This is a genomic window from Lichenicoccus roseus (assembly GCF_005844085.1).
Classification (GTDB): domain Bacteria; phylum Pseudomonadota; class Alphaproteobacteria; order Acetobacterales; family Acetobacteraceae; genus Lichenicoccus; species Lichenicoccus roseus.
The window spans coordinates 47,584-60,236 of the sequence record NZ_VCDI01000002.1; the positions used below are offsets into that span (position 1 = coordinate 47,584).

At 69.6% G+C, this 12,653-nt stretch carries 11 protein-coding genes; 9 read left to right on the top strand and 2 right to left on the bottom strand.

Going from position 1 to position 12,653, the window contains the following annotated elements:
- The first annotated feature begins 36 nt into the window (after window positions 1-36).
- Complete coding sequence (locus tag FE263_RS05560) at window positions 37-1,611, top strand: 2-isopropylmalate synthase (RefSeq protein WP_138324997.1); 1,575 nt, start codon at window positions 37-39, stop codon at window positions 1,609-1,611.
- A 36-nt stretch (window positions 1,612-1,647) separates the two neighbouring features.
- On the opposite strand, the gene FE263_RS05565 is transcribed toward FE263_RS05560, so the two are convergent.
- On the bottom strand, window positions 1,648-1,989 hold the full coding sequence (locus FE263_RS05565) for a hypothetical protein (protein ID WP_205880280.1): 342 nt from the start codon (window positions 1,987-1,989) through the stop codon (window positions 1,648-1,650).
- Window positions 1,989-2,222 carry a hypothetical protein gene (locus FE263_RS05570; protein ID WP_138324998.1) on the bottom strand — a complete coding sequence of 78 codons (234 nt, stop codon included), beginning with the start codon at window positions 2,220-2,222 and terminating at the stop codon, window positions 1,989-1,991. The genes FE263_RS05565 and FE263_RS05570 overlap by 1 nt, the downstream gene beginning before the upstream one ends.
- 288 nt (window positions 2,223-2,510) lie before the next feature.
- Here FE263_RS05570 and FE263_RS05575 point away from each other — a divergent pair, with 288 nt between their 5' ends.
- The 8 genes from FE263_RS05575 to FE263_RS05610 all read left to right on the top strand — a co-directional run bounded on the left by FE263_RS05575 (window position 2,511) and on the right by FE263_RS05610 (window position 12,587).
- Window positions 2,511-3,551, top strand: a complete 1,041-nt coding sequence (locus tag FE263_RS05575) for a rod shape-determining protein (RefSeq protein WP_138324999.1) — start codon at window positions 2,511-2,513, stop codon at window positions 3,549-3,551.
- A 50-nt stretch (window positions 3,552-3,601) separates the two neighbouring features.
- Entirely contained in the window at window positions 3,602-4,603 is a 1,002-nt protein-coding gene (gene mreC / locus FE263_RS05580) for a rod shape-determining protein MreC (protein ID WP_138325000.1), read from the top strand.
- A gap of 165 nt (window positions 4,604-4,768) precedes the next feature.
- A complete protein-coding gene (locus FE263_RS05585; protein WP_138325001.1) occupies window positions 4,769-5,278 on the top strand; it encodes a hypothetical protein in 510 nt (169 codons plus the stop codon).
- A 19-nt stretch (window positions 5,279-5,297) separates the two neighbouring features.
- Window positions 5,298-7,163, top strand: coding sequence for a penicillin-binding protein 2 (gene mrdA, locus FE263_RS05590; RefSeq protein WP_138325002.1), 1,866 nt, complete (start codon window positions 5,298-5,300; stop codon window positions 7,161-7,163).
- 113 nt (window positions 7,164-7,276) lie between these two features.
- Window positions 7,277-9,523: a beta strand repeat-containing protein gene (locus FE263_RS05595; RefSeq protein ID WP_138325003.1), complete on the top strand. Its 2,247-nt coding sequence runs from the start codon at window positions 7,277-7,279 to the stop codon at window positions 9,521-9,523.
- A 111-nt stretch (window positions 9,524-9,634) separates the two neighbouring features.
- Entirely contained in the window at window positions 9,635-10,786 is a 1,152-nt protein-coding gene (gene rodA, locus FE263_RS05600; protein WP_138325004.1) for a rod shape-determining protein RodA, read from the top strand.
- Between the two features lie 28 nt (window positions 10,787-10,814).
- On the top strand, window positions 10,815-11,234 hold the full coding sequence (locus tag FE263_RS05605) for a DUF3293 domain-containing protein (RefSeq protein WP_138325005.1): 420 nt from the start codon (window positions 10,815-10,817) through the stop codon (window positions 11,232-11,234).
- Window positions 11,235-11,561: 327 nt separating this feature from the next.
- The gene (locus tag FE263_RS05610; RefSeq protein ID WP_171033969.1) at window positions 11,562-12,587 is read left to right on the top strand and encodes a glycoside hydrolase family 16 protein; all 1,026 of its coding nucleotides are present in this window, start codon (window positions 11,562-11,564) and stop codon (window positions 12,585-12,587) included.
- The last annotated feature ends 66 nt before the right edge of the window (window positions 12,588-12,653 follow it).

A 12,653-nucleotide genomic window follows, 5' to 3' on the forward strand; every position in this document is an offset into this window, starting at 1 on the left:
TCCGCCTGATCGGCGGCGTGACCAGGGATCTCCTCCATGAGCATCGACCATCCGAGCTTCGGCCGCATCGCCGACGACCGCGTCATCCTGTTCGACACCACGCTGCGCGACGGCGAGCAGTCGCCCGGTTTCTCGATGAACCTCACCGAGAAGCTGCGCATGGCCGAGGCGCTTGCGGAGCTCGGCGTCGACGTCATCGAGGCGGGCTTTCCGGTCGCATCGCAGGGTGACTTCGACAGCGTGCAGGAGATCGCGCGCGTCGTCCGTGGGCCGGTGATCTGCGGACTGGCCCGCACCGGCGGCCGCGACGACATCGCCCGCGCCGCCGAGGCTGTCCGCACCGCCGCCCGTCCGCGCATCCACAACTTCATCTCCACCTCGCCGCTGCACATGAAATACAAGCTGCGCATGGAGCCGGAGACGGTGCTGGAACTGGTGACGCGCGGCAACGTCGCCGCCCGCAACCACACCGACGACGTCGAATGGTCGGCGGAGGATGGCAGCCGCACCGAGCCCGACTTCCTGTGCCGCTGCGTCGAGGCGGCGATCGTGGCGGGCGCCACCACCATCAACATCCCGGACACCGTGGGCTACGCGACGCCGGAGGACATGGCGGCGATCTTCACCATGCTGCGCGAGCGCGTGCCCGGCGCCGATACCGTGATCCTGTCGGCGCACAACCATAACGATCTCGGCCTCGCCGTCGCCAACACGATCGCCTCGCTGAAGGCCGGCGTGCGCCAGATCGAATGCACCATCAACGGCATCGGCGAGCGCGCCGGCAACGCGGCGCTGGAGGAGATCGTCATGGCGCTGCGCACACGCCAGGACGCACTTCCGTACTCCAACAACATCAAGACGCCGAACCTGCTGCGTGTGTCGCGCATGTTGGCGACCATCACCGGGTTCGACGTGCAGCCGAACAAGGCGATCGTCGGCCGCAACGCGTTCGCGCACGAGAGCGGCATCCACCAGGACGGCATGCTGAAGAACGCCGCCACCTACGAGATCATGACTCCCGAGAGCGTCGGCTGGACCAAGTCGTCGCTAATACTCGGCAAGCATTCCGGCCGCGCCGCCTTCCGCGACAAGCTGGCGGCACTGGGCTACGGCGAACTCGGCGACAACCAGCTCAACGACGCCTTTGCCCGCTTCAAGAGCCTCGCCGACCACAAGAAGACCGTCTACGACGAGGACATCGTGGCGCTGGTCGATGACGAGGTGCGCGACCACGCACACCTGCGCTTCGTCTCGCTGGAATTGTATTCGGGGTCGAAGCGTCCGGCTCGCGCGGAGCTGGAGCTGGAGATCGAGGGACGTCGCCAGAGCGTGAGCACCAGCGGCAACGGCCCGGTGGACGCCGCCTTCAACGCCATCCGGGAGTTGTTCCCGCACGAGGCGACCTTGATCCTGTATTCGGTCGGCGCGATCACCGAAGGCTCGGACGCGCAGGCCCGCACAACCGTACGCCTGGAAGAGCACGGCAAGATGGTAGACGGGCAGGGCGCCGATGCCGACACCGTTGTCTCGGCGACACGCGCCTACCTGCACGCCCTGAACAAGCTGCTGGTCAAGCGCGCCCGCCACGAGCCGGAGGCGATCTCGGCCTGATACGATCGACCGGGGCCGCAGGGCCCCGGTTCGGCGTCAGTAGTTATAATAGCCCGGGCTCTGGCTGTAGTAGCCGGGGCCCTGGTTGTAGTAGCCCGGCGGCGGCGGTGGCGCGCGTTGCGGCGTGGTAGCGGCGCCACCGGCCGCACCCAGGGCGCCACCGGCCAGCGCTCCGATCGCGGCACCCCGGCCACCGCCGGCGATCCCGCCCAGCAACGCACCACCGCCGGCCCCGAGCAGGCCGCCACCTACGGCGCGCTGACCCGGATCGTACGGGTCGGTGCAGCCGCCCAGCGCCAGCGCCGCGGACAGGCCGGCAACCGCCAATACCGGTCGCCAGCCCCGGCGCAGCACCAGACCGGGCGCCGGGGCGGCCATCAATAGCCCCTCCGGTCCGGCGTCGTCGCAGCGCCGCCTACCGCGCCGACGGCGCCGCCGATCAGCGCTCCGGTACCCGCATTGCCGCCGGCGATCCCGGCGACGCCCGCGCCCGCACCGGCGCCCAGCAGACCGCCACCGACCGCACGCTGGCCCGGGCTGTAAGGGTCGCAGGCCGCCAGGCCAAGGGTCAGGCCGGCCCCGGCGGCAAGCAACATCACCGTACGCAACATGGAACGAACTCCCGCACATCGCCGGCACGGACAGCACCGCGCCGGTCTTCTGCTATAGACATTTCGCGAGCCGCCCGGTTCCCGCCGCCGCGTTGCCCAACCTGTGGATGGGCTGTGCAACACGCATGACGGGCAATCGGCACCTGCCGTCCAGAGCATGCTTGCTCCATCGAGGCCTGATCGCTAAGCGGGTCGAGACACGGCTTTCGTCTCGCCGGCGGAAGGATCTTGGCTGGGTGAGCCTGCGCCCGGCTCGTGCAGCGAACCTGTCTGTTCTGGAGTGGCTCGATGTTCTCTCGCCTGCTCGGCTTCGTGTCCCGCGACATGGCAATCGACCTCGGCACCGCCAACACGCTGGTCTACGTCAAGGGTCGCGGCGTGGTGCTGAACGAGCCCTCGGTGGTGGCGATCGCCGACGTGCGCGGCAAGAAGCAGGTGCTGGCGGTCGGCGAGGAGGCCAAGCAGATGGTCGGCCGCACGCCCGGCAACATCTCGGCGATACGACCGCTGCGCGACGGCGTGATCGCCGACTTCGAGGTGGCCGAGGAGATGATCAAGCATTTCATCCGCAAGGTGCACAACCGCCGCGGCGCCAGCCCGATGATCATCGTCTGCGTGCCGTCGGGCTCCACCCCGGTCGAGCGCCGCGCCATCCAGGAGAGCGCCGAGAGCGCCGGCGCCCGCCGCGTGCTGCTGATCGAGGAGCCGATGGCCGCCGCGATCGGCGCCGGGCTGCCGGTCACCGAGCCGTCAGGCAGCATGATCGTCGATATCGGCGGCGGCACCACCGAGGTGGCGGTGATCTCGCTCGGCGGCATCGTCTATGCGCGCTCGGTGCGGGTCGGCGGCGACAAGATGGACGAGGCGATCATCTCCTACATCCGTCGCACCCAGAACCTGCTGATCGGCGAGAGTACCGCCGAGCGCATCAAGATGGAGCTGGGCTCGGCGCACCCGCCGCTCGACGGCACCGACGGCCCGCTGCGCGAGGTCAAGGGACGCAGCATGATGAACGGGGTGCCGCGCGAGGTGGTGGTCAGCCAGCGCCAGATCGCCGACGCGCTGGCCGAGCCGGTCAGCCAGATCCTCGAGGCGGTCAAGGTGGCGCTGGAGAACACCCCTCCGGAGCTAGCTGCCGATATCGTCGACAAGGGCATCGTGCTGACCGGCGGCGGCGCGCTGCTGCACGGCCTCGACGAGGTGCTGCGCTACGAGACCGGGCTGCCGGTGATGGTGGCCGAGAACCCGCTCTCCTGCGTGGTGCTCGGCACCGGGCGCGCCCTGGAAGAAATAAAGCGCCTGCGAAACGTATTGACCACCATGTACTGACCCCGACGGGCTAGGATGCGCGACCCTCACTGCGTCGGCGGGAGCCTTCGATGATCCGCCTTTCCATCCAGACCCGGCAGGCGCTGTCACGCACCACCCTGCCGGCCCTGGTCGTCATCTCCATTGCGCTGATGCTGCTGGGCCAGGCCGATCGCCGCCTCGCCGACCAGGCGCGCGCGTCGGTTTCCGATGCGCTGGCGCCGGCCTACGCGATGCTGCGCACGCCGGTCGTGGGGCTGCGTAGCGGGCTCGACGAGGGTCTCGGCCTGTTCGACCTGGCACGCGAGAACCACCGCCTGCGCGCCGACAACCAGCGCCTGCTGCAATGGCGCGCGGTGGCGCTGGCGGCGCTCGCCGAGAATGCGGCGCTGAAGGCGAACCTGCACTGGCTGCCCGATCCGGCGGCGCATGTCGTGGTGGCCCGCGCCGTCGCCGAGACCGGTGGCCTGTATGCGCGCGCCTTCCTGGTCAACGCCGGCAGCCGGCAGGGCCTGCACAAGGGCGAGGTGGTGATGGACGCGCAGGGCCTGGTCGGCCGCATCACCGAGACCGGCCCTGGCTCGGCGCGCGTGCTGCTGGTTACCGATCTGGCAAGCCGCGTCCCGGTGATGCTGGAAGCGTCGCACGCGAGCGCGATGCTGGCCGGCACCAACCGGCAGACCCCGCGGCTGCTCTACTATCCCGACGACGTCCATCCCGAGGAAGGCGAGCGGGTGCTGACCAGCAGCGAGGCCGGCGCCTTCCCCGCCGGGCTGCCGGTCGGCATCGTGCACTATCGCGGTCCGGGCGATCCGGTGGTGCTGCCGGCGGCGGACCTGGCCCGCCTCGATCTCGTGCGGATCATTGATTTTGGCCTGGCCGGCATCGTGCCGCCGGACGCCCCGGGGCACGTCGCGCCCGGCCATCTGGCGTCCCGACCGGTGCTGCCACGCGCGACAGGCATGCCGAGCAAGCCGGCGGCCGGGTTGCTGCCGGTTGGACCGGGAGCTGGGATCGGCCAGGGCGCCGCATCCGGATCCGCAGGACAGCCGGTGGCGATCGGACGTGGATGAACCGCCGCGACGATGGCGGAGCCCGACGCTGGCAGGACGGGCCGCCCAGGGCCGCAAAGGTCAGGGCCGCAAAGGTCCGGGCCGCAAAGCTTGGGGCCGCAAAGCTCCGGGCCACGAAGCTCCGGGCCGCATGGCAGGAGGGGGCGCGGCGGGACCGGACCCGGCATGGCCCGCCTGCTCGATGCCTCGGCGCGCCGTGCGGTTCCGCTGGCGGTCGCCACCCTCGCGCTGCTGCTGCTGAACACCCCGGCCGGGCTTCCCGGACAGGCCGAGATGCAGCCGGGCTTCCTGCTCGCCTGCGTGTTCTTCTGGTCGGTATTCCGCCCTGCCTCGATGCCCGCGGTGCCGGTGTTCCTGCTCGGCGTGCTGTCCGACCTGCTCGGCAGCCAGCCGGTCGGGGTCTCCGCGATCATGCTGCTGCTGGCGCTCGGCTGTGGCCGAACCTGGCGCGGACGGCTGGCCCGGCTGGGCTTCATCCCGATGTGGCTGGTGTTCGCCGCGGTCGCCGCGGCGTCGCTGGCGCTGGGATGGCTGCTGGTCTCCGCGCTCCGGCTGCAGCCGATGCCGCTGCTGGCGCCGGTGTTCGCCTGGGTGCTGGCGCTCGGCCTGTATCCGCTGCTCTCCGCCGTGCTGACCTGGCAGCACCGGACCATCGCCGATCCCGACCGCGCCTAGACGCCGGCCGGGGGCAGCCATGAAGCGGCCGGAAAGCCCGCAGCGGGCGGTCTTCACGCGCCGGGCGCTGGTGATGATGGCGGGGCAGGCGGGGGTGCTCGGGGTGCTGGCCGAGCGGCTCTACAGCCTACAGGTCAAGGAGGGGCCGAAATACGCGAAGATGGCGATGGCGAACCGCATCAGCACCCGGCAGCTGGCGCCGGCGCGCGGGCGGATCGTCGATCGCACCGGCGCCACCCTGGCCGGCAACAAGGTCAACTGGCGGGCGCTGCTGCTGCCGGAGCAGACCAGCGATCTCGGCCTCACCCTGCGGCGCTTCTCCGCCATCATGCCGCTCGATGCCCGCGACCGCGCCCGCATCGAGCGCGACATGCACCGGCAGCGCCGCTTCATCCCGGTCGTGCTGCACGACTTCCTGACCTACGACGACATGGCCCGCATCGCGGTGGCGGCCCCCGACCTGCCTGGCGTGCTGATCGATGTCGGCACCACGCGGCTGTATCCGCAGGGGGGATTGCTGGCCCATGTGGTGGGCTACGTGGCGCCCGCCGGGGAGGACGACCTCGCCGGCAATCCGCTGCTGGCGCTGCCCGGCATGCGGGTTGGCCGCGCCGGTCTGGAGGCCTGGTTCGATACCGCCCTGCAGGGCCATGCCGGGTCGGTGCGCATGGAGGTGAACTCGGTCGGCCGCGTGCTGGGCGAGACCGACCGGCAGGAGGGCGTGCCCGGCGCGGAGCTGCAGCTGGCGCTGGATCTCGACCTGCAGCAGGCGGTGCAGCGGCATCTCGATGGCCAGTCGGCCAGCGCGGTGGTGATGGATTGCCGCAACGGCGAGGTGCTGGCGATGGTCAGCAACCCCTCCTTCGACCCCTCCCTGTTCGACAGCGGCGTCAGTGCCGCGCAATGGCAGGCCTGGTCGGTCGATCCACGAACCCCGCTGCTCAACAAGGCGGCGGCGGGGCTGTATCCGCCCGGCTCGACCTTCAAGCCCGCGGTGGCGCTGTCGGCGCTGGCGGCAGGCACGCTGTCGCCGCACGACCGCATCAACTGCCCGGGCTACCTCGATGTCGGCGGCAGCCGGTTCCATTGCTGGCGCAAGGGCGGCCACGGCTCGCTCGACCTGCATGGCGGGATCAAGAACTCCTGCGACGTGTTTTTCTACGAGGTGGCGCGGCGCACCGGCATGGAGGCGATCGCCGATCACGCCCACCAGCTTGGCCTCGGCACCGCCATCGACATCGAGCTGCCGCATGCGCGCGAGGGCCTGATCCCGACCCCGGCCTGGCGGCGCAGGCACGGCCATCACTGGAACGGCGGCGACACCATCGTATCCGGCATCGGCCAGGGCTACATCCAGGTCACCCCGCTGCAGCTGGCGACGTATGCCTCGCGCCTGGCCTCGGGCCGTGCCGTGCAGCCACATCTCGCGCGCAGCCTGGGCGGCGCGGCGACGGCGGGACGGACCCCGGAGCACTGGCCGCCGCTCGGCATCCCCGACGCGCAGCTCGGCGCCATCCGGGCCGGGATGTTCGCGGTGGTGAACGATCCTGGTGGCACCGCCCCGAAGGCGCGGCTGCCGCTCGGCGGTGTCCAGATGGCCGGCAAGACCGGCTCCGCACAGGTACGCCGGGTGTCGCGGGCGGCGCGCGAGGGCGGCCATTTCGATAGCTCCAAGCTGCCCTGGGAGTACCGTCCGCACGCGCTGTTCATCGCCTTCGCGCCTTACGATGCGCCGCAATACGCGGTGTCGGTAGTGATCGAGCACGGCAATGCCGCCGCCGAGGTGGCGGCCCCGGTGGCCCGCGACATCATGATGGACACGCTGCGCCGCGATCCGGCCAACCGCGCCACGGCGCCCGGGCAGCGCGTCGCCGCGGCAGGGTAAAGGCTGCCGGGGTCAGGCCGCTCATTGAAGCCCGGCACCTGAAGCCTGGCTCCTGAAGGCTTTGTTAATCATTCCGGTCTCTAACAAGGGTTCTCGTGAAGGACCCCCCGGCCATGACCGCGCATATCCTGTTCGGCGTCACCTCGGCAGCCGGGCTGACCCTGTGGTCGACCGATGACAACGGCCCCGGCGCCGTGTCGCTCGGCGTATCGATCGCCGCCGCTTTCGATCCGGTGCGCGTCGGCACGACCACGCTGTTCATCGGCGGCATCAAGGGGGTACCGAGCCTGTTCGGCACCGACGGCACCCTGGCCGGCACCGCCCCGGTCACGCTGTCCGCCGGCGCGAAGCTCACCGTGACGGCGATCGCGGCCTTCGGAGGCCAGGCTGCGATCGCCACCACCGGTGCGGGCGGGGCCGGCTCGTTATGGCTTTCGAACGGCATCACTTCGCGATGCATCGAGACCGGGCTGCTGGTAAGTGGTCTGTTCGCGATCGGCGGCACGCTCTACTTCACCGGCCAGACGATGGCGGGCGGCGTCGCCAGCCGGCGGCTCTACAGCAGCGACGGCACCGTCTCCGGCACGCACCAGATCACGTCGGGCAGCACGCCGCTGGCGCCGGATACCATCGCCGCGCTGCCGGGCGGCCTGGTCCTGGTACGCAACGGCGTCGACGGCTCGCTCTGGGCGGTGGCGAATGGGACCGCATCCCGGATCATGCCGGCAGCCGCAGGGACCAGCGAGGGCACCGGCGGCCTGGTCAGCCTCGCCGGCGTCGCGCTGTTCAGCATCACCGACAGCACCTGGGGCACCGTCAGCCCCGGAGCGATGACGCTCTGGCGCTCCGACGGCACCGCTGCCGGTACCAGGCAGATCGTCACGACGGCCGCCGGCTTCGAGAGCATCGGCCCCCTGGTGCCAGTCGCCGTCGGCGCAGGTGTCGCCCTGTTCGCGGCGACCGACGGCAAGGGTGTGGCCGGGCTATGGAGCACCGACGGCGTCAAGGCGATCCTCATCGGCCACTATGCCGGCGTGCAGGACATCACCGCCTTCGGCAGCCAGGTGGCCTTCTCGGCGCTGGATGCGGCGGGCCATCCGCAGCTCTGGATCAGCGACGGCACTGCCGCCGGGACGCACGTCGTGCTGCCGGCGGGGGCGGCGGCCAGCGGCCTCGCTCCGCTCGGGCTGTTCGACTATTCCGGCATGATCGGCTTCACCGGGACCGACAGCTCCGGCCATGCCAGCCTGTGGCTCGGTGACGGCACCACCGCCGGCACCGCGGCAGTGGCCTCGGCGAGCGGCGCATCGTTCCAGAGCGCGACCGAAGCGGTCGCCGGCAGCGGCAGCGTCGTGCGGCTGGACAGCCTGCATTCCGCCACCTACGTCGCGCTCGATGGCGACACCGTGAGGGGTGGCGTCGATGCGGCCTCGGTGCAGGCGCCGGCCGGCAACGTGTCGGTCATCGGCGGCAGCGGCGCGCTGACCTTCACCGGCGGCAGCGGCACCTCCACGGTGATCGGCGGTAGCGGCGCCACCACCCTGAACGGCGGCAGCGGCGGCGGAATGTTCACCGCGGGTCGCGCCGGCGGCAGCGTGCTGGCTGCAAGCGGCGGCAACACGACGCTGACCGGCGGCGGCGCCCTCGACCGGTTGTTCGGCGCCGGATCCGGCAGCACCACGCTGGTGGCGGGGCAGGGACGCGAAACGCTTGTCGGCGGCGGCGGCAGCAGCGTGTTCCTGGGCGGCACTTCGGCGCCCGCGATGATCTATGCCGGCGCCGGAGCTGCCACCGTGCAGGAACAGGGCGGCGGCGACACCATCATGGGTGGCGCCGGCACCCTGCAGGTCATCGGGAGCGCTGGTCATGGCGAGGCGGTGTTCGCCGGCAGCGGCGCCACCACGATCTCCGGCAGCCTCGGTGGCGCCGACACCATAACCGGCGGCAGCGGCGCCCTGCTGGTCAACGGCAGGGGCAGCAACATGCTGGTCGTCGGCGGCAGCGGATCGACCCAGGTCGCAGCCGGCAGCGCGGCTGCGCTGGTGTATCAGGGACGCGGCGCGATGACGGTCGGCGCCGGCAGCGGCTGGCTCGAGATCGTCGCCGGCGCCGGTGCCGCGACGATCAACGCGGGCAGCGGCGGCCTGCTGATCGAGGTGACGAAGGGAAGCGCGGGCGGCAGCGACGTGGTGAGCGGCTTCAACCCGGCGATCGACCGGATCTCGCTGTTCGGCTACGGCGCTGCCGACCTGCACCTGCATGTGGCAAGCGGCAGCAGCACGCTCAGCGTCTCGGACGGCACCACCATCACCCTGCTCGGCGTCGCCAACCTGGGCTCGGCGATCGAGCGGGCCGGCTGAGCCGGCCGATCGAAAGCCTCGACAAGCCGCCGCCGGGACGGGCACGGTCGGCGTCATGGCGACTGGCCCGACCCCGCGCGCCCGGCTTCCCGGCCGGCAACGTGCGCCATCATGATCTCCGGGCGACGGCTGCTGCGTGCACCGGCGCGTGGGCCGTTGGCCCGGCTCGGCCGCATCAACTGGCTCTACGTGCTGCTGATCTGCCTGCTCGGCGGGGTCGGCTACGCGGCGCTCTATTCGGCCGGCGGCGGAGCGCCGCAGCCGTACGCGCTGCCGCAGACCATCCGCTTCGGCGTCGGCGTGCTGATGATGCTCACGCTGGCGATGCTGCCCCCGCGCCTGCTGATGCGGCTGGCGTGGCCGCTGTATGGCCTGTCCCTGGTGCTGCTGGGCCTGGTCCTGCACGTCGGCCATGTCGGCAAGGGAGCGGAGCGCTGGATCGTCATCGGCGGGGTGCAGCTGCAGCCGTCCGAATTCGCCAAGATCGCCCTGGTGCTGGTGCTTGCAGCCTATTTCCACCGCATCCGCTGGGAGCGGCTGGCCAACCCGCTGTTCCTGCTGCCGCCGGCGGCGATGGTGCTGCTGCCGGTGGCGCTGGTGCTGAAGGAGCCCAACCTCGGCACCGGCGCGATCACCGGCCTGGTCGGCCTCAGCCTGTTCGCCGCCGCCGGAATGCGGCTGTGGCAGATGGTGGCCCTCGCGCTGCCGCTGCCGGTGCTGGCCCGGCTGGCGTACGCGCATCTGCACGACTACCAGCGTGCCCGCATCACCACCTTCCTGCATCCCGAGCAGGATCATCTGGGCGCCGGCTACAACATCATCCAGTCCAAGATCGCGCTCGGCTCTGGAGGGCTGTGGGGGCAGGGCTACCTGCACGGCACCCAGGGCCAGCTCAACTTCCTGCCCGAGAAGCAGACCGACTTCATCTTCACCATGATCGCCGAGGAGTTCGGCCTGGTCGGCGGCCTGTCGGTGATCGGCCTGCTGGTGCTGCTCGTGCTGGGCGGCATGCTGATGGCGCTGCGCGCGCGCAGCCAGTTCGGGCGGCTGCTGGCGCTGGGCATCGCGATGAACTTCTTCCTCTACTGCGCGGTCAACCTGTCGATGGTGATGGGGGTGATCCCGGTCGGCGGCGTGCCGCTGCCGCTGGTGTCGTACGGCAGCTCGGCGATGCTGACCGTGATGTTCGGCTTCGGGCTGCTGCTGTCGGTGTATGTGCATCGCGACGAGCGGCTCGAGGCGCGCGACCCCGACGGGCTGTGACGGCACGTCTCTCCTAACAGATCGACAGATGGCGATTGCCCCACCGACGCACGCGATCCTGCGCTCGTACCGGCTCAGCCGCTACGAGGCCGGCCATGCGGTGCTGCATGTCGGCCGCCTTGTCTCCGGGCTCGACCCCGCGTGGCGGGAGGCCTCGCGACGGCAGGGTCTGGTTCTGCTGAGCGCGTGCAATCCCGGGGGCCGGCGGCGCCCTGATGGCTGGAACGACCGGATGATGCAGCGACTGGCACAGGTCGTGCAGGCTGCACCGCGGCCGGTCCTGCATGCAGCCGGGCACGGGGTGCTCGGGCGGTGGTCCGAGCCGCTGGTGATGGTGGCGATCGACCGGCGGCGCGGTATCGCCGTTGCGCGACGCTTCCGGCAGAACGCCGTGATCCTGGTGTCACGCGATGCTCGTGCACGACTTTCGTTGCTTGACAGCAACTAACAAAATTCGACTACAGTTTCATTGCGTCGACGCTGGCGTCGGCATCATGAAGATCATGATGATCAGGACGTGATCTTCATGATCTACATCTCGACCTAATGATGAAGATCAAGATGGTGCCGTATCGGGCTTAGAAAGTTTCTATATATAAACTGGCAACTTGATAATAACGCCTGACAACATGAAAAAAGCGGTTGCGGCATTCGGCGGCATTCGTTAGCACGACTTCGTTATCCAAGATTACAACCGCGTGCTCTGCACCCGGCGATGGTGCAATGCGGCATCATGCCAAGCGTGTTGCGGAACGACGCAACGGAGGAATACAGTTTGGTTTCGACCCAGAGTTCCAGCTCCAGCACTAGCTGGGACGTCAATTTCAACAATGCCTCGTCTCTGGACCAGTCCATCTTTGCCCTGAAATGGGGCAATTCGAACGATTTCTCCTTTGCCAACGGCGCACTGACGCTGACGTCGAGCGCTTCCGAAGGCTGGTCCAACACCGGGTTCATGCAGGCGGATTTCGGTGCCTCGTCCGGCAACGGCTACGGAAAATATTCCGTGGTCGCCAGCCTGGATTCCGGGCAGGGAGCCGGAGTCAATCTCGTTCTGTGGCCAGCGAACAATTCCTGGCCGGGCCAGGAGATCGACCTGCTCGAGACCGGCAGCAGCCGCAACACCGGCACGGCGACCGTGCACTGGGCCGGATCCGATGGCTCCGACCAGTACGACTACCATAATTTCTCGATCGACCTGACACAGAAGAACACCTTCACGGTCGACTGGGAACCCGGCAGCATCACCTACTCGGTCGATGGCAAGCAGATCTTCTCGACCACGTCGCATGTGCCGACCGATGCGGCGGATGGTGGCACCAACGAAAGCTTCGGTGCCCAGGTCGTCAACGCCCAGTACGGCGCCGTTAGCTCGTCGGTCAGCGTCAACCTCTACGACATGAGCTACACCGCGTCCGGCGACACCACCTCGACATCCACACCCTCGTCAAAGATGCAGTTCCTGACTGCAAGCAACGTGACGCAGGCGGTCACGTCGGGTGAACAGCTCAGCATCTCCGGCACCGGCGACACCATCACGCTGCCGTCGGCGGGCAGTGCCACGCTGAGCGGCAGCATCCTGTCCAATACGCTGGATCTGCGCGGCGCGTTGTCGGCGGCCGGCTGGGATCACCGGGCATCCGACCTCGCGAAGTACCTGACCTCGTCCACCACCAACGGCGGCGCCGACCTCATGCTGTCGGTGCACAAGGCTGGCGGAGCTTCCGTGCTTTCGCTGGACCTGGTCGGCCAGGGCCATACCAAGCTCGCCGTGATCGAGCACCACTCGCTGCTGGGCTGAGGCCGAACGGTACTCGATCCTGTAGTCGCCATACGGGATCGAGGACTTCCGGAACCTTGCGGTGAG